Source organism: Aquimarina litoralis, from assembly GCF_039523995.1.
GTDB classification, from domain to species: domain Bacteria; phylum Bacteroidota; class Bacteroidia; order Flavobacteriales; family Flavobacteriaceae; genus Aquimarina; species Aquimarina litoralis.
This window is the reverse complement of sequence record NZ_BAAAGE010000004.1, coordinates 94,162-114,971: the sequence shown is the minus strand read 5'-3', so window position 1 is coordinate 114,971 and position 20,810 is coordinate 94,162. Positions and strand designations below refer to the sequence as shown.

The window sequence follows — 20,810 nt, the reverse complement described above, 5'->3', positions numbered from 1 at the left end:
GAAAAAAAAACAAATAAAAATGATAAATATTGATATTCTCAATTTATAAATTTTGGAGCTTATATAATCTTCAAAAATCTTAATCTAATTTTACTTTAATTAAATTAATTCTTTTTTTTAGGAGCACTAGTTGTTTTCACTTCATGTATAACAGTAGTCGTAATTGTAGTATTCCCTTCTTGTTCCACAGTAGTTTCGCTACTATTTTTAGGCATCAAAATACCTCTTAAAGCATTATATTCTTCTCTAGTCATTTTAGTCCCTTTGTTAGGCTTAACTATTTTTGACTTTGCTTCGAAGGAAATTGTCTTTACAGTTACATGCTTAAAACCATATTCTAACTCCAAAATCAAACCTGGAAGACCATGATAACCAGCTGGACCTGTGGATAATGGGATATCCTCCGTATACCAAGCTTTAACTTCATATCCATACTCATCAATTCTAGTTGCTAATCTACAATTATAACTATCTATTTTTTTAGCTTGATCTAATATTTCCCAAGAATATCTTTTTAACTCTTCACTAACTACATAATCCTCACCAGATGCATGTAATTGTGATATCTGGATATCATCTATCTGATTGAAATAAACAATATCAAAATTTCTAAAAATTTTAGCAGTTATATTATATTTTTCTCCTTCTACCTCTATAGTTTGCGGTTCTTCATAATCCTTTATTTCATCTTTTGGATAATAAAGTGATTTTCCAGAATCGTAATCTAAATACCAATCATCAGTAAATGATTGATTAGGATTATTTATTTTCTCCTCATACACAATCGAAAGCTCTTGAGATATCATGGATGATGTGATGAATAAAAATAAAATCAATATGTTTTTTTTCATTTTGGTGTTTAATTAAATTTAACAACAGGGTGGAAATTGTTGTTCCACCCTGTGTTCAAAAAGAATAAATTACTTTATAACCTTTACTGCAACTCCAGTAACAACAGCACTGGTACATCTTGTTACATTTCCGTAAACATATTCAGTTGCACTATTTCCGTTTGGAAAATACACAGTATGTACCTCTACTATTTCTCTAGTAGTTACGCATCCTGGTAAATCATCATTAGCAATCTCATTCCCTTCTGCATTAGCAGAGAAAAATGTTCCCCCAATTAAGGCCGCAGCCAATAAAACTTTTTTCATTTTTAAAGTTTTTAAAATTAACAATTATTTAACGATTGCAAACATACGGTTTTTACCGGTGATCAATTACGGCTTTACCGTAAAATTTTATTTAACTTATTATATCTTCTTAACAAGTTCTTTGCCACATTTATTTAAAAATAAGATGAGAAAAGTTTTCTACTACAATTCATCCATTATAAACTACAGTTCGGTATGATTTAATTCCAAATTTTCTGATGTTGAGGGATATTTACAGTGTAAAACTAAAACAATTGTCACGCTGAGCTTGTCGAAGTGAAATTATAAAAAAAGAAAACTCTTGTCTTCGACAGGCTCAGACTGACAACAATAACTAAGTAAAACTAAAACAACAACAAATTATGAAAACAATTATCCTTATAGCTTCATTTTTTATAGTACTAACATCAAATGCACAACAAGCATACGAAAAAGGAATGGGAAAAGCTTTTGAACTTTGGGGCAATCAAAAAAATGACGAGGCGGCAAATCTATTCGAACGAATCGGCAGAGCAGAAAAAGACAATTGGTTACCTTTTTATTATGCAGCGCAAATACATATTATAAAAACATTTAATACTAAAGACGCTGAGGAAATTGAATCCCGTTTAAAGAAAGCTCAGAATTATTTGAATGAAGCTAAGACCTTTTCCAAAGACAATGCTGAAATTTTAATTCTAGAAGCAATGCTAAATACAGCATATGTAGTGTATGATGGAACAAAATATGGAATGACACATTCGCCTAAAGTCGAAGAATTATATCAAAGAGCAAAAAAAATAGAGCCCGAAAACCCAAGAGCAACCTTATATCATGCAGAGTGGCAAATGGGAGCTGCTAAATTCTGGGGTAAGGATCCAAAGGCCTTTTGTCCTGAAATAGAAAAAGCTATCTTGTACTTTGAAAAAGAATCGAACACAACACCTTTTTATCCAGATTGGGGAAAAGATCAGATAAAAAGGATACAACAAAACTGCGAATAAGGCTTAGCAGACTTGTTCATCGATTCGATATAATACCAAAATTATACTATGAAGGATTTAAGAAGAGTACTGATCATTGCATTCGGAGTATCTATCGCAATAACTATCGTTAACTTATTCGCTAACGGTTTTAAAATTGATAGATTCTTAAGCATACAATACTGGATTATCAACTTCTTATATAGTTTCTTTCTTACGTATATCAACGTATTATATTTTAGATATATCAATTATAAATTCGAATGGAAAAATAAAGGGATACAACGAATATTAATTGGTGCTGGCGGCTCTATAGTAGTAACCATGTTAGGATACTTTATCTGTGAGTTTATTGCAAGTGTTGTAGTGCTACAAAGACAAACCACTAATGAGTTTTTAGCAGATCAATCTTTTGGAGATTATGTATTCCCACTATTGATCACAGCAATTATTTCGTTGTTCTTTCATACCATTTACTTTTATAAAGCCTTACAAGAAAAAAAGGTAACCGAACAAAAAATAATAGCTGGTACTGCATCAGCAAGATTTGACGCTCTAAAAAATCAATTAGATCCTCACTTTTTGTTTAACAGCTTAAATGTTTTGACATCATTAATTGATGAAAATCCAAGAATGGCTCAAAAGTTTACCACATCGTTATCTAAAGTATATCGATATGTATTAGAACAAAAAGATAAAGAATTAGTAACCGTAGATGAAGAACTAAAATTTGCAAAAACATATATGACCTTGTTAAAGCTTAGGTTTGAAGACAGCATTATTTTTGAAATGCCTGAAAAAGCTTCTAATCCCGAGGCCAAAGTAGTTCCCCTGTCTTTGCAGATTTTATTAGAAAATACCATTAAACATAATGTAGTAATGCCAGATAAACCACTACATATCAAAATTTATGAAGATGATGGTTTTCTAATTGTAGAAAACAACTTACAAACCAAAGAAGTTATCAAACAAAGCAGCGGTGTAGGTTTAGGAAATGTACAGCAACGATATGGATTACTTACCAAAAGAGAGTTTTCTGTATTCAAGACTGAGACAGCTTTCATTGCAAAGCTCCCGATATTAACTAAAAAAATAACATCAATCGATATGACAACATCACAAAATATAGCAATCGCAAAAGACCTAAAATATAAAAGAGCTAAAGATCGAGTAAAGAAAATGAAAGAATTCTACGGAAGTTTGGTCGCTTACTGCATCGTAATTCCGTTCTTGATATTCATTAATTATAAAACCACTGGTTTTGGTCTTCCTTGGTTTATTTTTCCAATGGCAGGTTGGGGATTAGGATTAATCTTCCATTATGCAGAAGCATTTGATCATCACCCAATATTTGGTAAAGATTGGGAAAAAAAGAAAATCAGAAAGTATATGGAAGAATCTAAAAGAGGAGATTATGAATAAGATGGATAAAAGAAAAGCCTACAATCGCGCAAAAAAACGCGTAGCCGAAGAAAGAGGATTCTATACACACGCCACAGTATATGTAGTAATGAATATTATCATTTTTATTTTTAAGATACAAATAGGCGATTATGTGAATAGTGAAAGATACAACGACTTCCTGCCGTGGAATGTAGTAAGTACTCCAGTGTTATGGGGAATAGGATTATTAGGACATGGATTATGGACATTTAGACATAAAAATGGATTAGGAAAGCTTTTTAATCGCTCTATTTTTAGCAAAGAATGGGAAGAAAAAAAGATTGAAGAGTTTATGAATAAAAACAATGAATTGTAACATCATGGAAACATCAGAATTAAATAAAAGATATGAGTACGCTAAAAAACGAGTAAAAGAAGAGCGCATATTTTATACACATTTGGGTGTTTACTTGGTAATTAACGTAATTATTACAGCGGTAATTTTACAATTTCAAGAGTATATATATGATGGATATTTAGTGATTAATTTGATCAGTTCTCCAGTATTATGGGGAGTATTCTTACTTGCACATGGGTTATGGGTATTTAGAGATAGAAAATTGACGAAAAATTCATTTACCCTTTCTTTATTTAGTAAGAAATGGGAAGAAAAAAAGATCAAAGAACTAATGAACGATACTAACCAATAAAAAAAGAATCATGGAAAATTTAGAAAAAAGACAGAAATATTTAAACGCAAAAAAACGAGTTGAAGCAGAAAAAGGTTTCTATAGCCATTTTACCGCTTATGTAATCGTCAATGTCTTCTTGTTATTTATCAATGCTGATTTTTTAGATAATGGTTTTAGTAACTTCTTTAACTGGAATTTATATATCACTCCGTTTTTCTGGGGTATTGGTTTGTTCTTTCATTGGGTAAAGGTTTTCAACCCTAACATAATATTTAGCAAACAATGGGAAGAAAGAAAAATCAAGGAGATTTTGGATAAAGAAAAGTTTAATAATTTTCTATAAAAATCATGATACTATTCGTCATGAAACCAATAGAAGAAGATAAGAGATATAAAGAAGCTAAAAAAAGAGTTGATGATGAAAGAGGTTTCTATACACACCTTACTTTTTATATTGTTATCAATATCATCATTCTTTTTATCAACACCAACTTTAGCAGTCAGGGATTTAAAAATTGGGGGCAATGGCATTTGTATGCTACTCCATTTTTTTGGGGAATAGGATTGCTATTTCATGGACTGAGGGTCTTTAAACGCAATTTTGTTTTTGGAAAAAGCTGGGAACAAAGGAAAATAAAAGAGCTTATGGACGAAGATGATACACTAGATGTATGATCATTCGATGTAAAATAATACAATAACTAACAAAACAGTAACCAATGAAAGATTTTGAAGAACAAAAAAGATACGAACGTGCAAAAGAGCGCGTAGACGAGCTAAAGAAATTTTATAACAACCTATTTTCATATATCATTATTATAGGATTTTTAGCAGGATTAAATTATTATCAAAATGAATGGCGGTACGCTTGGTTTTTATGGGCTGCATTTGGTTGGGGAATCGGCTTAGCATTTCATGCGGTAAAAGCTTATAGAATCAATCCTATGTTTGATAAAGATTGGGAAGAGCGAAGAATACGAAAGTATATGGATGAAGAAGATAGAGAAAAGCAACTTTGGGAATAAGCTAGATGATTAGATTGTTGGATTACTGGAGTGTGAGATTAGCACATGTAACCTGATCTTTTTTGCTATATTACCATAAATATAGTTAATCAGCTTTTACAAACATAAAGGCTAAATCACATAAAAAAACAATAATCTAATTCATCGTACATTCTAAAAATCTAACAACCTAACAACCTAACAATCTAAACAAAATATGAACGTACTCATAATAGAAGACGAAAAACCCGCGGCAAGAAGACTAAGTCGTATGCTTGATGATTTGGATATTAAAGTTGATACTATGTTACATTCTGTAAGTGAATCTATAGAATGGTTTAGTAATAACCCACATCCTGATCTTATTTTTCTGGATATTCAGTTAAGTGATGGGCTATCGTTCGAGATTTTTGATTCTATTACTATCAAGAGCTCTATTATTTTTACGACTGCCTATGATGAATATGCCTTAAAAGCCTTTAAATTAAATAGTATTGATTATTTGCTGAAACCTATTGATGATGAAGAGTTAGAATCAGCAGTCAAAAAATACAAAGAACAATTACCTAGTACTCCTTCTCTACAAGTAGATTTCGAGGATATCAAAAAATTATTGATTAATCCTATGGATAGAGAATATAAGAAACGATTTACAGCTCGTGTAGGTCAGCATCTTAAAATATTTTCTGTAGAAGATATAGAATGTTTCTATTCTGAAAATAAAGGCACTTATCTACACACCAAAGAAAATCGAAATTATTTAATCGATACTACTTTAGAGTCATTAGAAGATGAGCTAAATCCAAAACAGTTTTACAGGGTGAACCGAAAGTTTTATATCAATATCAATGCAATAAATGATATCATCTCTTATACAAATTCTAGATTACAAATAAAGTTACATCACTTTAGTGAACAAGAAATCATAGTAGCTAGAGAGCGTGTAAAGGATTTTAAAGATTGGTTAGAGTAAGTATTACCTAATCAAAGAAAAATGTCCAGTAACACTAGACCTGTCCCGTAAATCTGCTCGGAACCAATATTCGGAAGAAGGCATTTGTCTACCTAGATAAGTACCATTCCAACCTGTACTATCAGGAAGTAATTGTTTTAATAGTTTACCATAGCGATCGTAGATATAAATAGAAGCCGTAGGAAATTGTTGTATTCCTTCTATCTGCCATAACTCATTAACACCATCGTTATTAGGTGTGAAAAATTCCGGGTATACTAGTAATATGTACTCTTCAGAATCCGTACCACATCCATTTATTTCCCTAACCATTACTTCGTACAAACCACCTTCTAAATTAGTAAAGACATTACTACTTTGGTAATTGATTCCATCCACAGAATACTCAAATTCACCAGTATTGGCAGTTATAATAGTAATAGTATCTCCAATAGATGTAATAGCCTCAATGACAGGAGCTTCACTTTCTGTAACTACAATAGTCTTCACACTAGAACACATGTTGCTATCTGTAACTGTTACAGTATAGGTGTCTTCAACATTTACAGTAATATTAGAAGTTGTTTCACCAGTATTCCATAAATACGTTACATTAGTAATTCCAGCATCCAATACCACACTTCCTCCTGAACAAAATGAAGTTTCTTCATCTGTTACTTCTGGAGATTCAAAAAAATCCAAGCTAACGGCAGTTCGAGTATTAGATATACAAGAGCCCAGTTCAGAAATAGCCTCGGCATAGTAAGTACCAGCTAGATCGGTAATATATGTTGTAGTATTGGATTGTAAAAGATTTCCGCCTACTGCACTATCATACCAGTTTACGGTAATTCCATTTGGAACATTTACAGAAACTCCTTGATTTTCATTATCACAATTAATAACATTTCCATTACTCACAGGAGCAATAGGCTGTGTTATTATATTTACTTCATATGTTTCTGATAACGCAATACATAATGGATTAGCGAGATTTATGGCATCTTCTGCAACTTTTGCTCTATAATAAGTGGTAGTTGTTAACGCTGGAGTCGTAAATATCTCATTCGTTTCTCCTGAGATATCAGTCCAATTAACATTATCAGAACTTTCTTGCCATTGATACGCATGAGATGTATAAATAGAAAAATCAGGAGTTGCAGTTAAAGTTACCGAAATTGGAGCATCACTTTCGCATACATTAATACTAGAATTATTTTGCGTATCCGTAACATCGATAAAGTCTCCACATGTTCTAAAAACAATATCATCGATGGCTAAATCATTTCCGCAACCACCATCTCCATTATTACTCATTCTTAATACAACAGAAGTTTGGCCAGGTAACGTTTGGAATACTAAACCATATTGTTCCCAATTTGGATCTTCTGTAGAAAAAATATCATCGGTATTACCTGATGCTAGTAAATTAGTACTAGTGATATCCCATATCTGAAAATTCACATTCACTGGAATCCCATTTCCGCCACATCCACTAGACGGTAATAAATTTAAAAGCCAAGCCGAAAACTCATAAGAAGTATTCTCGCATAATCCTGTTACTAGTCTTCTAAAAAATTCTCCTGCTGTAAAATCAGCATTTACAATAAAACATTTTCCATTGGTATCTCCGGGTGTGTGATCATCGGTATCATGCCAATCAAAATATCCAGTAAAACTAGAAATCGTATAAGCACCATCATCTGGTGCCGTATTTATATATCTATACGTAGTACTACCAGGAGGTAAAGCTGGGCCAATGTTCGTTCCTGTTCCAAAAGTTTCATTAAAAATTGGGTCACCAGAATTTCCATTACAAAAGCCCAATTGGGCCTCGACGGTAAACCTAGAAAATAATAGTAATAACAGAACACAAAAAGTGCAATGAGATAGCTTCATAATCCGAATATAGACTATTACCGTAAATAGACAACTGGTATCCCAGTACAAACTTTAAATTTTTAAGTATTTTGCAATAGAAAGTAGATAACGTTGCAAATTTTAAAAGGGAACAACATCACATCCACTTTTACAATATTCATAAACCATCTCAATGATTACTCTATACCCATTCATTAACACCAGATATTTCTTTTGTATCATAGTTGTATTTTTTAGTTGTACTACCTCTATTTTTTCTCAAGAAAACAATGAATTGCAAGAAGCCTTTTCTTTAGTTGACAAAGGATTTGATTTATATAGTTCTGAAGATTATGATGTAGGTATGCAATTCTATGATCAGGCTTTAAAAATCAGCAAAGAACTCAAAAATGATTCTTTAGTATCTATTATACATACATTAAAAGGACATATACACTTAAGAAATGGTAAAAATAAGGATGCACTGCAGGAGTATACAAAAGGATTAGAATTTGCTGAATTTACAGAGCATGAAGAGTTAGAAGTAAAAGCTAATGCTGGACTTATTGTTATTTTAAGAAGAATGAATAGGTCGGAAAAAGCATTAAACATTGCGCTTCGTTCTCTTGAAATCATTCCAAAAACAAATATGTATCGAAAAGGTGCACATGTAAGTATTCTTGTACTTAGCAGTGAAGTGTATTTGGCTAGAGAAGAATATGATTCTACCCTATTTTATGTAGAAAAAGCATTAGAAATCAGTAAAGAACTTTCATATAAAGAAGCTATTCTGGATTTGTATATCAAAAAAGGAATGGTGTACTATCATAAAAAACAATACAATGCTTCTCTAGATTATTTATTAAAAGCTAAAGATATATTAACTACTCAAGAAATTAGTAACAAAGCATTTCCTATTATAAACACCACCTACTATACAGCTAGTTGTTATTATGAGCAAGGATTATATGATAAAGCAATTCCTATACTAGAAGATGGCATCAATAATTTCGAAGAAACAGATTTCTTTAAACCTCCTGCGATAAGAGCACATTTACTTTTAGCTAATTGTTACAACGAAAAAAAGGATTACGAAAAAGGAAGTTTTTGGCAAAATAAATATATGGAACTTAATGAAGCCTATCAAAAAGATAAGGATCAAACAATAGATATCATTCATGAAAAAGAAACTAACCAATTAGAACAAAAAATAACAGATCTCGAAAATGATCAGCGACAAGCAAAAACCAGATTGTTTATTTTTTTGTTTATAATTTCTTTAGCACTAATAATCCTTACATACGGTTATATCAAAAAGCAAAAATCCAATAATGTTGTATTTCAAAACTTAATGCAAGAAATCAATCAATTAGAATCTATAAACAAGCAAACAGTAGTAAAGGGACTCACCAAAAAAGAGATTTTTATTGATGATCAAAAGATCAAAGAAATTATCAAAGGAATAGAAAAATTAGAGACTCAGGAATATTTTCTAAAATCAGATTGCAATTTGCGAACTATGGCAAAGAAGCTAAAAACAAATACCACCTATTTATCACAAACCATCAATCAATACAAAGAAAAAAGTTTTACGGAGTATATCAATGATCTTAGAATCAACTATGTTTTAAAGAGATTACAAGAAGATACAAAATTCAGATCCTATGCCATACAATCCATAGCCACGGAGATTGGGTATAAAAGTAGTTACTCTTTGGTAAAACATTTTAAAGCTAAAACAGGGATCAATCCATCCTTCTATATCAAGAGTTTAAACAAACAAGAAACAGCTTCAGAAATCAAGGTATAAATGATCGCTATTTTAAACAATTTAGCCATATAAGACTACCATAGCTCCTGAAAACCAAATATATTTCTACCGAAATACATTTATTTCTGGATGAGAATGTCTCGAAAAGAAAGAGATGTTTTACTAACAATCAAACAATTCTTATTATGAAAAAAAGAAAGACACAAAAGATCACCCTAAAAAAACTAACGATAGCAAGGATTAACATTGATACCATGAGAACTATTGAAGGAGGAACTAGTGTCATGACCAGCGAACAACCGGATGACGGTGAAATATATGGTTATTGCTTTGATAGAAAATAAGAATATATTTCAACCTCAAAAAAACCTGCAAAATTTGCAGGTTTTTTTATGGCTATTTTGTTTAAAATAGCCAATACTTGTTTTTTTTAGCGGTTGATCTACTATTACTTTGGTATCAGAACAAAAATAGCTTTCTGGCTATATTTTAACAAGGGGTAACCGAAAACCTTAGCAACAGAGTAGGTATTTAAAACATATAATCATGCTTAAAAATCTTTTAAACACTACAGGAGTAACAACACTAAAAAAAGAAGAACAAAAAACGATTAATGGAGGTAACACAGGTATGCAATGTCGTAGTCATTCTGATTGTAGTTCCTTAAACGGAATCCCAGGATTCGAGTATGAAGAATTCTTCTGTCATTGGGGATATTGCCAGATTATGTAATAACTCATTTGGTTTATCAATTCAATAAAAACCCCAAAAGACGACTCATCTTTTGGGGTTTTAGGAAAAATAATAATTACTAAAACAAACAATTTAATTTTTATATCGCCACAATACCTTGTGTATTGGTGTCTGGTAAGTTTCCGGATGCTTCACCAATGAACTCTAAGGATTGTCCATTAACTCTATAAATTCCGATAGTACCGTCTAGTCCATATAATTGGTATAAGTATTGGCCATCATCGCTAATCCACATATCAATCCATCCTTCGGTAGTTCCGAATGCAGCAGCAGGATCTGTAGTATTACCTGTGGCTCCTACTCCTTGCGCAGCTACCTGATCCAATAAGGTTACTACTCCGTTATTAAAACTAAAAGATGCCAATCCTGCTTCTATAGCATTAGAAACAAAGAAAGTACTTCCATCTGCCGTAAAATCTAACCAACAAGCAGTTCTTCCGGTATTTCCTTCTCCAGATCTCACATCCAGACTAATAGGACTTAAGCTTCCATCACCCTGAATTTGCCAAGTAGATACGGATCCATCTTGCAAAGCAGGGAATGCTGGTGGAGTTCCGTCTGGTTGAAATTCTCTAGCTTCTGTTACTACTACATAGTTATTACCAACAATCTGAAATCCTATGGCTGATGGTAGATTTCTACCTTCTACATTATCTCTAAGTGTTGAGGTTGCTCCTGCTACTTGATTAGCGGATAAGGTACCATCATTATTCACAGCATATATCACAAGTTCATCTTCGTTTCCAGAAGCTAATGCTGCTGCTCCAGAATTTATAGATGCTACTACTAACCAATTACCATCTGGTGAAAACTGAACAGCAGAAGGTCTGTTTGCTAAATTTCTGGTAGAACCTGCAATCGGGGATAAAGTTCCATCTTCTAACAACCAGAATCCAGTTACTGTTCCTTGTTGTCCTGGTTCTCCTTCGCCCAAAAACTCTGTTCTAGAGATATTAGATACATACACAATTCCTTTTACGCCATCTGCATTACTAGCTGTATAAGCAATACTATTAGGACCTTCTGCTCCAGTGGGCTGCGGGGTACCAGCCATTTCTAAAGAGAAATCATCTTGAATATTAAATGATGTGATGGTATTACTACCGGCATTCACGGCCAGTAAGTTTTCATTATCATCGGTTTTTGTAAGTGCATATGCAGAAATTAATGGATCCAATCCTTCCCCTCCATCAAAATCTCCTCCATTTCCACCAGTAGATACAGGACCAATTGGTGTTAAGGTCCCATCTGCATTTCTTCCATAAGAAACAATAGTATTCGCTCCCTGCACAATTCCAGAAATCTGCCCATTTCCATTTGTCATTGCATATACAGCTCCAACAAACGCATCAGGCTCTCCTCCTCCATCTGAGATCACATCATCATCGTCATTACAAGAAGTAGCTATTAGGGTTACGGCCAAAAGCGCATATAAGCTTAATTTTAGATTTTTCATTTTATTCTTTTTTGTGTTTAAGTCTATGTTTACGTTACGTGTTGAATATTGTTTTAATAAATTTCAAAACATATTCTTTTTATCTACTTTCTATTCGGCCGAATATGATGTAAACATCAAGAAAGGAAGTATGTTACTCTTTAAAATTCTTGACTATAATTTGGTACGCTTTGATTTTTGCTTACTTACAATCTTAACAGACAACAATTATCCTTCAGCAAAAGTGTTTAAAATCCCTAACCACTACTAAACAACTGAAAAACAAATTTTTATATGTCATTTAACAATATTTCAGTAGTAAACCCAAAACAGCTGACTTTATAAGAACATTAACACTTTACATAGAAGGCTTTAACAAACGTATTTCTGGGGAAATGTTAGCTAGCTAACAGAAACTTAGCGCTTACGCAACCAATAATAATTTTTCACATCTAATAAAAAAGCAAAAAAACAATGAACAAACCATTTAAATTAATTGCCATAGCACTATCGCTTCTATTGGCAACTTCTCAGATGTCCTGTGACGAAGATGTATGTGATGATGTAGCCTGTACCTTAGTACTCATACGAATTTCGGTAACTATTACCGATGAAAATCAAGATCCTGTAGAACTAGATTCATTTGAAGTTATCAATCTTGATACTAATGAAAATATTACCGTTTCATTGCTTCCTGAGGAACTTGAAGAAAGTATAAGACAAGGGAGATATCCTTTGGTAGAAGATGGAAGCATTGGAGTGAACTTACAACAAGAAATTCAATTTAGAGGATTTATCGACAATCAAGAAGTTATTAGAAGCAACTATGTTATAAGCTCAGATTGTTGTCACATAAATCTAGTTTCTGGGGATGTAGACCTTACTCTTTAAAACTTAAAAGTATAAAACACTAAACTTAAACGAATAGCATCTTAATTCTTCTTTAGAATTAAGATGCTATCGTTATTTGATGTTAATTTGACACATATCATGGACTTATAAAATTGTTTTTTTGCTAAAAAAATTGGACCAAAATTAAAAACAATATCATATTTTGTCCATACCAACGTTAAGCTATAATTACACCATGAGAAAGTCACTTCTGTATATCATCATGCTATTTCTTTGTTGTTGTCAACAACAAGAAAACAATACAAAAGATTCAACAAAGTTTACAGGAGATATTACAAAAAGCTTAATAACTACAGAACAATTAGAAGGAAAAACGGCAACGGAATTAAGGCTTTTAAGAAATGAAATATTTGCAAGAAAAGGTTATGTTTTTAAAGATGCTATTCTAAATGATTATTTTTTGAAGAAGAATTGGTACAAACCAAATGAACAAAAAGAAATCAAACTTACTGATATTGAGAAACAAAATATTGAACTTATCAAAAAAGTAGAAAAACAATATACTTCGAACGCTACTCAAAAAACCGCTAAATCATCAAATTGTCTTAAAAAGACCATTAAAAAATTAAAACCTGAATTAGCAAAAAGTGATTTTGACTTTTTGGGTAGATATAGAATATTTAAAAAGGAGTTAAAGAATTTTTTAAAGAGTATAGATATTAATGATTTGAAAACTGATGAGGATGGATATGTCTTTTCTAAAACATACTATTTACACAGAAACTGGGATTTAGACCATATAAAAGATGATGAATGCGAAGATGAAATTTTTCTGAGATATGATGATGAAAATAAGTGGATCTCTATCCAGATAAATAACTGTTCTTTATATAAAGAAAAAGGAGAAGAGGATCAGATTTCAGAACAATCTATTATCATAGAGTTTACTGTAGAAAATAATTGCTCTTATAAATTTCATAAAGTTGTCGTTGCAGGATAATATTTTTTTTTATTATTCGGTTTACACGTAAAGAATAATGATAAAACAAACTACTTACTATTTTTGTTCTAATACTCCCACTGTCGCTTTTTATTTAATTCTTCTTCTGCCTCAATTTCTTCTTTTGGAATTACTTTTAGAAAAGACGGATGTTGCTCTATCGCAAATTCTAGTTTACCAACAATATCATCTATAGAATCGTTTTCATAATCAATTTGTAATGGTTCTTTAATTACCATCGATTGTAGAATACCTCGTTTCTTGATTCTAATACCTTTCTTATCAAAAGACCTTCTAAATCCATCAATCACTATAGGAATTACAATAGGTTTATATTGTCTAATAATATGAGCTGTTCCTTTTCTAATAGGTTTAAAGGGTTTGGTAGTTCCCTGCGGAAATGTAATCACCCAACCATCTTCAAGTGCTCTTTTAATATTGGTAATATCACTCATTTTCACCTGTCGATTGATGTCTTTACCTTTCTCTCTCCAGGTTCTTTCTACGGTTATAGCTCCAGCATACGCCAAAATTCTTGCTAGTAAACCTGCATTCATAGTTTCCTTAGCGGCAACGTAATACAGATTTAACTTAGGTTTCCATAAGTATCCTATATTTTTAATAGAATCCGTACGACCACTTAAGCTAGCATTAAAAACATGAAACATCGCCACTACATCAGCAAAATATGTTTGATGATTAGATACGAAAAGAACATTATTATCAGGAAGATCTTTAAAAATTTCGCTTCCTTCTATCTGTAATTCATTAAAACCTCTATAACGTCTATGCGTCATAGCTCCCATGATTCTAATAAGCCAGGTTTTTAAAAATAATATATGACCAAAAGGATTTCTTTTAAATAATCCCATAAAAAATTTTATTTACCTAATATCTATCATTTAATCATCTGTACACAAACAGCTCTTGATTTTTAATTAGTTACAATTAAAACTAATTACAATTAATCATATAATAGATATAATTTCAGTTAAATTCTTCTAAATATTCAGAAGAAATCAGGTGCCAAATATACAAAATCAGTGTTCTATAGCAGATTTTAAGAGCATTTTAAGTTCACTAAGCATCATTGCTGTTGCACCCCAAACTACGTAACCATTTAATTCAAAGGAAGGTACTTCGATATTTTCTGCATAGGAAGTTGATAATTTTTTAGAAATCACATACTGATCATCCAGTAATTGTGACAGCGATACTTCTATAACTTTGGCCACTTCTTCTTCCTGAGGCACAAAATTGGGTAATGACTGGGTATATCCTAGAAACGGATGTACCCAAAAATTTGAAGGTGGAATGTACACTTTAGTCAATGATTTTAGTACTTCGATAATATTAGAAGGTACTCCAATTTCTTCCCAGGTTTCTCGCAATGCTGCAGATTCATAGCTATGATCTGATTCTTCAACTTTACCGCCAGGCAATGCTACTTGCCCAGAATGTACTCCCTCATATGTCGGACGAAGTATTAAGGCCAGATAGGTCTGATGGTCTTTTGGATAAAAAAGCATTAGAACAGCAGCATTCCTAGGATTTCTTTCTTCAATTTTAATTTTATACAGTTCTTGCTTTCGAATTTCAGGAGCCATTATAAAATGAGAAGATTCTCCAGGTACTGACATTTTCTGTATTTTTGGAATCAAACTTTTAAATGTTTCGAATGTCATTTACCAAAGTAATTTTAATAGGTAGTTGTATTATTTCTTTAATTTTCTGCAGTTGTGAAGATACACATTCTAAAAAAACTAAAGAGAATGTACTCAAAAATCAAAAAGAGACTTCTTCCAAAGAGGTTGAACAACAAAAACCCAAGGATACTACAGCTAAAAACGACTCCAAGACTTTAAACGTAACGAAAAAAAAAGAAGAAGAACCTTTCAAACTTTCTAATGAGAATATGAAAGAATTCTTATTAGAATATGGTAAAAATAACCCAGAAACCTTAGTTCGTGTAAAAACCAAATTCGGGAATATTGATATACAACTTTATAAAGAATCTCCTATTCATCGTGCAAATTTCATATACCTGGTGAAAGAAAAATATTTCGACGAGACATTTTTTTATCGAGTTGCTAAGGGGTTTGTAATACAAGGAGGAAATAGTGATCGAAAACAAATGGCGCAAAAACGTCATGAGATTGGTGATTACACTCTACCTCAGGAACCTATTAAAGGACTAACTCATAATCGTGGATCGGTTGCCCTTTCTAAACAATGGGTCGACAATCCTTCCAATCGTTCTACACCTTATGAATTCTTTATCGTAATTGCCAAGCTAGGTGCACATCACTTAGATGGAGAACATACCATTTTTGGTAAAGTGGTAAAAGGAATGAACGTAGCTGATAAAATTTCTAATGTGCCAGTAGACGGAAGTGAATGGCCAAAGGAAAACATTTTTATAAAAGCAGAAGTGATTCGATAATTCACTAAAGAATCTATAATTTCTGAGTAAAATAATTATAATCCTTTAAGACAATATCTAAAAACTGGCGATCATACAATTCTGATTTCACCTGAAGTACATCTTCTACCTTGTTTCGTAAAGCTGTGAGTGTCTGATAGTCATTAGATCTAACTGCAATACGATATGTTTCTTTGATCAATCTTACATCTTTATCTGTAAGCTGAGTTACATTTAGAAACTTAGGTTCATAATCTTCATTAAGATCTTCGAGAATGGTGTGTGAAATTTTTACTTTTTGTTTAGTACGAATCACAATAGTACCCGCAGCAGCATCTCCAAGTCGTTGATGCTTATTAGAAAATATAATACTAAGTACACCTACGGATGAAAGAAAAATCCAAATATCAACTAGTCTAAGCATCCATCTCACCAAATAATTACTCCAATGTACAGGCAACCCATCTACTCTTACAACTCTTATTTTCAATAACATTTTACCTACAGTCCTACCATTAAAAATAATATTCATATACAATGAATAAAAAGAAACAGGTAAAAACAATAAAGATTGAATTCCGAATACGGTCCAATTATCAGAAAAAGCAGTACCAATTAGTGATGTAATATAATTGACAATAAATAGATAAAGCCAAAATATTGCAAAATCGATTAAAAAAGCAAGCATTCTTTCCCCAATTCCCGCAGTTTTATAATCTAAGTTTACATTTTGTGTTGTATTGATTGCTATATTTGCCATTTATATTTAACTAATTATATTTGAGTAAAAAATTGATCAATGCGGGAAGCAGCTTTTGTAAAGCAAAATAAAGAAAAATGGATCGCTTTTGAAAAAGCTATTACACAAAATTTAAGGATTAGCCCAGATCAACTTGCTGAGTATTATGTTCATTTAACAAATGATTTGTCATATGCACAGACATATTACCCTGATAGCAAAACACTATTATACTTAAATTCTTTAGCTTCTCAAGCACATCAAAAAATCTACATAAATAAAAAAGAAAGTAAAAATAGGATTGTGGAATTTTGGAAGACGGAATTCCCCCTTTTCTTTTATCAGCATCAAAAAACACTGTTATTCACATTTTTAGTTTTTTCTATAGCCTGCTGTATTGGTGTGATTTCTGCTATTAACGATTCTTCTTTTCTAAGACTTATTCTTGGCGATGCATATGTAAATGAAACTCTAAATAATATAGAAAAAGGCGATCCCACGGGAATATATAAAAGTGGTAGTATGGTTGGATCATTTTTGGGAATTACCATAAATAATATTAGGGTAGCTTTTATAGCATATGCTTTTGGGGTAATTACCTCTTTAGGAACTGTCTACGTATTATTTAGTAATGGTATCATGCTTGGTGCGTTTATGACCTTTTTCTATACAAAAGGACTTTTATTTGAGGCCTCCAAATCTGTATGGCTCCATGGTACAATAGAAATTTCGGTAATTGTTATTGCAGGATGTGCCGGGATTGTTATGGGAAATAGCATATTGTTCCCTAAAACATTTTCAAGAAGAGTATCTTTTATGAAAGGTGCAAAAGATGGTTTAAAAATAGTGGTAAGTACTATTCCCTTTTTTATTATTGCTGGTTTTATAGAAGGATTTATTACCAGATATTCAAATATGCCTGTTTGGTTGGCAATGACAATTATATTCAGCTCATTAGCATTGATTATATTCTACTATATAGTATATCCTAGGTATCTAAATAAAATTTATGAAAGAGAATTACATTGAGTTAAAAGAAAGTAGAGATTTTGGAGACATTATAAACACATACTTTGAGTTTTTTAAACTTAATCTAAAGAGTTTTACGAATGTTTTCATAAGCTATAATGGTATTTTTATTTTCCTTCTTTTAGGAATCAGTTATCTAATGGTAACTGGTTTCATAGGTATGTATAATGTAGAAACCGGTTTTGGTAATGGCAGCGAGGATGAATCTGCTATGTTAGTTGGGTTTGGTCTCATTTTGTTTTGTCTTGTTTTTATTATTATCGCTGCCCTTAATTATAGTTTAGCTTCTTCTTATATGATAAAATATGATGAACAAAAACAGGTAATAGCAGACAAAAAACAAGTTTGGAGTATTATTGGAAATAATATAGGACGTATATTAATTTTTATCATCCTACTTGCAGTAATTTATGTTATCTATATGATTATCTCCTTAGTATTATCTTTTATTCCACTGATTGGGTTTCTTGTTCAAAATGTTATTGGTTTTGCATTAACAGCATGGTTCGGTATTTCTTTTATGGTGATGCTAAATGAAAATAAAAGCCCAATTGATGCTTTTGGAGAAGGCTGGGATTTAATTAAAAGTAATTTCTGGAAAACTGTAGGTGCCAATTTTATTTTAGGTATCCTTGTAGGATTGCTTCTTCTTTTGATTTTAATGATCCCAGGAATTATCGTTGGTGTTTATACTTACCATGCTGTTAGTATAGATACTGCGATCGGTGAATCTGTTTTAGCAAAGGTTATTTATACTTTTGGATTGTGTATATTTTTTGTGGTAATTGCCTATTCACAATCACTTTCGCAGTTTATAAATGGTATTTTATATTATTCCCTTCATGAAGAAAAATATAATATAAATACAAGACAAAAGATTGATCAAATTGGTGCAAGTGAATAAAATTATTCTATACATATTCATCTCATTATTTGTAAATCTCGCATATGCTCAAACGGATTCTCTTAGTGTGTCTATAGATACATCCGAAATTCCTATTCATGAATTTAAAGAAGATATTCCAGAAAGGTACTCTGATGAAGACTTTGACTACACAACAGCCGAAGGAGAGGCTGAAAATATTTTGGCAAGAATCATTAATTGGTTCTTTAATGGCTTACAAGATATCTTTGGTATAGAGATAAGTCCTGAATTAGCAGAAATACTAAAGAACCTCATTTATTTGGTTTTAATAGTTATTGTTATTTACATCTTGATTAGAGTTCTTGCAGGCAAGGAAGTAGCTTCATTTTTTGGCAAAAAAAATAATGTAGTTGCACCTATACATTTTTCAGAGGAACATATTGAAAAAATAGATTTAGATAAACTAATACAAGATGCACTATCTATAAATGATTACCGATTAGCGATAAGATATATGTATATGAAAACTTTACAAGAATTATCGGTAAAAAAGTTAATCGATTATCATTTTGAAAAAACGAATAGTGATTATCAGAATGAAATTAAAAATGAACAATTAAGATTACTTTTTAAAAAGGTTTCCTACTTGTATGAATATATCTGGTATGGAAAATTTGATTTAAATCAAGAAAAGTATGATAATGCAAAAATATCTTTTGATCAAATAAAAGGTAACATAGAGAAAATTGGATAAAAAATCTAGAAACATATTAATATTATTTGGGTTAGCTTTTTTAACCATTATAATCATTGAGGTCGCGCGACCAAAACCTATAAATTGGAACTCGAGCTACATATCAAGCGATAAAATTCCATTTGGATGTTATATTGCTTTTGAAGAATTAAAAACCTACAATGAACAGAGTGAAGTAAATTTAATCAACAAAAATCCCTACGATTTCTTATCGAACGACTCTTATCAAGAGAATTCAGCGTATCTATTTGTAAATTCTGATATTAATCTGGATAAAAGATCTTATGAAAAGTTAATAGAATTTGTTAGGTCTGGAAATAAAGTCTTTTTAGCAGGAACCAGCTTCGGAAAGGTGTTTAAAGATTCGCTTAACATAGAAACCAACATAGATTACCAATTGACCGAGGTAGAGATTACACCAAGTCTTTTTTCTAATAGCTTTAAAAACAGTGATTCCATAAAATTTAAAAAGAAAATTTACAAAACTGTTTTTGAAAGTTTTGACACACTAAAAACGAAGGCTTTAGGCTATTATAAAAACGATCTAGAACCTTTGGATCAAATTAATTTCATTGAGATTTCTGAAGGTAATGGTAAGTTATATTTGAGCACATTGCCCGAAGCATTTTCTAATTATTACATGCTAACGGATAACGCACATTATACAGCAGCGCTTATTTCATTTTTAGAAACAAAAACCTTTTACTGGGATGATTATATTAAATCAGGAAGAAAAGTCATCGAATCTCCTATGAGATTTGTATTAAACCAAGTACCCTTGCGGTGGGCATACTATTTACTGATCCTTGGGGTTTTGATTTTCATCCTTTTTAGAGGAAAGAGAGAACAAAGGATTATCCCTGTTATTAAACCTTTAGAGAACACCTCTGTAGAATTTACCAAAACTATAGGAGATTTATACTTTCAACATAAAGATTATAGCAATATAATAGCTCAGAAAATCACTTATTTTTTGGAAAAAATAAGGAGTAAATTTTATATCGATACCAATAAATTAGATAACGACTTTATTCATAGACTTGCTATTAAAAGTAATAAGTCTAAAGACGAAACAAAAGAACTAATTGATTATATTAATAGTTTACGCAATAGAACACTTCATAATGAAGGAGACGTCGTTGAGTTAAACAAAAAAATTGAAGAATTTAGATTATAATAC

25 protein-coding genes are annotated in these 20,810 nt (G+C 31.5%); 18 read left to right on the top strand and 7 right to left on the bottom strand.

Going from position 1 to position 20,810, the window contains the following annotated elements; genetic code table 11:
- Positions 1–104: 104 nt before the first annotated feature.
- The gene (locus ABD077_RS19545) at positions 105–851 is read right to left on the bottom strand and encodes a GLPGLI family protein (RefSeq protein ID WP_343913924.1); all 747 of its coding nucleotides are present in this window, start codon (positions 849–851) and stop codon (positions 105–107) included.
- A gap of 69 nt (positions 852–920) precedes the next feature.
- Positions 921–1,157, bottom strand: a complete 237-nt coding sequence (locus tag ABD077_RS19540) for a hypothetical protein (protein WP_343913923.1) — start codon at positions 1,155–1,157, stop codon at positions 921–923.
- A 362-nt stretch (positions 1,158–1,519) separates the two neighbouring features.
- On the opposite strand from ABD077_RS19540, the gene ABD077_RS19535 reads away from it, so the two are divergent.
- The 8 genes from ABD077_RS19535 (at position 1,520) to ABD077_RS19500 (ending at position 6,171) form a co-directional block, all read left to right on the top strand.
- Complete coding sequence (locus ABD077_RS19535; protein WP_343913922.1) at positions 1,520–2,140, top strand: tetratricopeptide repeat protein; 621 nt, start codon at positions 1,520–1,522, stop codon at positions 2,138–2,140.
- 48 nt (positions 2,141–2,188) lie between these two features.
- Positions 2,189–3,541 carry a 2TM domain-containing protein gene (locus tag ABD077_RS19530; protein ID WP_299607813.1) on the top strand — a complete coding sequence of 451 codons (1,353 nt, stop codon included), beginning with the start codon at positions 2,189–2,191 and terminating at the stop codon, positions 3,539–3,541.
- On the top strand, positions 3,534–3,878 hold the full coding sequence (locus tag ABD077_RS19525; protein WP_343913921.1) for a 2TM domain-containing protein: 345 nt from the start codon (positions 3,534–3,536) through the stop codon (positions 3,876–3,878). The genes ABD077_RS19530 and ABD077_RS19525 overlap by 8 nt, the downstream gene beginning before the upstream one ends.
- Positions 3,868–4,212 (top strand): 2TM domain-containing protein, encoded by a 345-nt coding sequence (locus ABD077_RS19520; RefSeq protein WP_343913920.1) that lies wholly within the window; start codon positions 3,868–3,870, stop codon positions 4,210–4,212. The genes ABD077_RS19525 and ABD077_RS19520 overlap by 11 nt, the downstream gene beginning before the upstream one ends.
- Before the next feature lie 10 nt (positions 4,213–4,222).
- The gene (locus ABD077_RS19515; protein WP_343913919.1) at positions 4,223–4,537 is read left to right on the top strand and encodes a 2TM domain-containing protein; all 315 of its coding nucleotides are present in this window, start codon (positions 4,223–4,225) and stop codon (positions 4,535–4,537) included.
- Positions 4,538–4,557: 20 nt separating this feature from the next.
- The gene (locus ABD077_RS19510) at positions 4,558–4,869 is read left to right on the top strand and encodes a 2TM domain-containing protein (protein ID WP_343913918.1); all 312 of its coding nucleotides are present in this window, start codon (positions 4,558–4,560) and stop codon (positions 4,867–4,869) included.
- Between the two features lie 44 nt (positions 4,870–4,913).
- Positions 4,914–5,219 carry a 2TM domain-containing protein gene (locus ABD077_RS19505; protein WP_219008315.1) on the top strand — a complete coding sequence of 102 codons (306 nt, stop codon included), beginning with the start codon at positions 4,914–4,916 and terminating at the stop codon, positions 5,217–5,219.
- Between the two features lie 196 nt (positions 5,220–5,415).
- The gene (locus tag ABD077_RS19500) at positions 5,416–6,171 is read left to right on the top strand and encodes a LytR/AlgR family response regulator transcription factor (protein WP_343913917.1); all 756 of its coding nucleotides are present in this window, start codon (positions 5,416–5,418) and stop codon (positions 6,169–6,171) included.
- Positions 6,172–6,174: 3 nt separating this feature from the next.
- On the opposite strand, the gene ABD077_RS19495 is transcribed toward ABD077_RS19500, so the two are convergent.
- The gene (locus tag ABD077_RS19495; protein ID WP_343913916.1) at positions 6,175–8,049 is read right to left on the bottom strand and encodes a T9SS type B sorting domain-containing protein; all 1,875 of its coding nucleotides are present in this window, start codon (positions 8,047–8,049) and stop codon (positions 6,175–6,177) included.
- A 154-nt stretch (positions 8,050–8,203) separates the two neighbouring features.
- Here ABD077_RS19495 and ABD077_RS19490 point away from each other — a divergent pair, with 154 nt between their 5' ends.
- From ABD077_RS19490 to ABD077_RS19480, 3 genes are all read left to right on the top strand, one after another.
- The gene (locus tag ABD077_RS19490) at positions 8,204–9,820 is read left to right on the top strand and encodes a helix-turn-helix domain-containing protein (protein ID WP_343913915.1); all 1,617 of its coding nucleotides are present in this window, start codon (positions 8,204–8,206) and stop codon (positions 9,818–9,820) included.
- Between the two features lie 146 nt (positions 9,821–9,966).
- On the top strand, positions 9,967–10,125 hold the full coding sequence (locus ABD077_RS19485; RefSeq protein ID WP_343913914.1) for a class I lanthipeptide: 159 nt from the start codon (positions 9,967–9,969) through the stop codon (positions 10,123–10,125).
- A gap of 202 nt (positions 10,126–10,327) precedes the next feature.
- A complete protein-coding gene (locus tag ABD077_RS19480; protein ID WP_343913913.1) occupies positions 10,328–10,513 on the top strand; it encodes a hypothetical protein in 186 nt (61 codons plus the stop codon).
- A gap of 100 nt (positions 10,514–10,613) precedes the next feature.
- Here the strand turns inward: ABD077_RS19480 and ABD077_RS19475 are convergent, their stop codons facing one another.
- Positions 10,614–11,990, bottom strand: coding sequence for a lactonase family protein (locus ABD077_RS19475; RefSeq protein WP_343913912.1), 1,377 nt, complete (start codon positions 11,988–11,990; stop codon positions 10,614–10,616).
- Between the two features lie 453 nt (positions 11,991–12,443).
- Between ABD077_RS19475 and ABD077_RS19470 the strand changes: the two genes are divergently transcribed.
- Both ABD077_RS19470 and ABD077_RS19465 read left to right on the top strand, forming a co-directional pair.
- Positions 12,444–12,860 carry a hypothetical protein gene (locus tag ABD077_RS19470; protein WP_343913911.1) on the top strand — a complete coding sequence of 139 codons (417 nt, stop codon included), beginning with the start codon at positions 12,444–12,446 and terminating at the stop codon, positions 12,858–12,860.
- Positions 12,861–13,056: 196 nt separating this feature from the next.
- Positions 13,057–13,821, top strand: a complete 765-nt coding sequence (locus ABD077_RS19465) for a YARHG domain-containing protein (protein WP_343913910.1) — start codon at positions 13,057–13,059, stop codon at positions 13,819–13,821.
- 68 nt (positions 13,822–13,889) lie between these two features.
- On the opposite strand, the gene ABD077_RS19460 is transcribed toward ABD077_RS19465, so the two are convergent.
- Positions 13,890–14,693, bottom strand: coding sequence for a lysophospholipid acyltransferase family protein (locus ABD077_RS19460; protein WP_299899645.1), 804 nt, complete (start codon positions 14,691–14,693; stop codon positions 13,890–13,892).
- A gap of 168 nt (positions 14,694–14,861) precedes the next feature.
- Complete coding sequence (locus tag ABD077_RS19455) at positions 14,862–15,461, bottom strand: NUDIX hydrolase (RefSeq protein WP_343913909.1); 600 nt, start codon at positions 15,459–15,461, stop codon at positions 14,862–14,864.
- A gap of 38 nt (positions 15,462–15,499) precedes the next feature.
- On the opposite strand from ABD077_RS19455, the gene ABD077_RS19450 reads away from it, so the two are divergent.
- A complete protein-coding gene (locus ABD077_RS19450) occupies positions 15,500–16,264 on the top strand; it encodes a peptidylprolyl isomerase (RefSeq protein WP_343913908.1) in 765 nt (254 codons plus the stop codon).
- 13 nt (positions 16,265–16,277) lie between these two features.
- Here ABD077_RS19450 and ABD077_RS19445 read toward each other — a convergent pair whose 3' ends face one another.
- Positions 16,278–17,003, bottom strand: coding sequence for an RDD family protein (locus ABD077_RS19445; RefSeq protein ID WP_343913907.1), 726 nt, complete (start codon positions 17,001–17,003; stop codon positions 16,278–16,280).
- A gap of 39 nt (positions 17,004–17,042) precedes the next feature.
- Here ABD077_RS19445 and ABD077_RS19440 point away from each other — a divergent pair, with 39 nt between their 5' ends.
- The 4 genes from ABD077_RS19440 to ABD077_RS19425 are packed head-to-tail and all read left to right on the top strand — an operon-like array spanning position 17,043 to position 20,807.
- Complete coding sequence (locus ABD077_RS19440; RefSeq protein ID WP_343913906.1) at positions 17,043–18,011, top strand: stage II sporulation protein M; 969 nt, start codon at positions 17,043–17,045, stop codon at positions 18,009–18,011.
- Entirely contained in the window at positions 17,992–18,915 is a 924-nt protein-coding gene (locus tag ABD077_RS19435; RefSeq protein WP_343913905.1) for a hypothetical protein, read from the top strand. Before ABD077_RS19440 ends, ABD077_RS19435 begins: the two co-directional genes overlap by 20 nt.
- On the top strand, positions 18,908–19,630 hold the full coding sequence (locus tag ABD077_RS19430; RefSeq protein WP_343913904.1) for a hypothetical protein: 723 nt from the start codon (positions 18,908–18,910) through the stop codon (positions 19,628–19,630). Before ABD077_RS19435 ends, ABD077_RS19430 begins: the two co-directional genes overlap by 8 nt.
- A complete protein-coding gene (locus ABD077_RS19425) occupies positions 19,623–20,807 on the top strand; it encodes a DUF4350 domain-containing protein (protein ID WP_343913903.1) in 1,185 nt (394 codons plus the stop codon). The genes ABD077_RS19430 and ABD077_RS19425 overlap by 8 nt, the downstream gene beginning before the upstream one ends.
- Positions 20,808–20,810 lie beyond the last annotated feature (3 nt).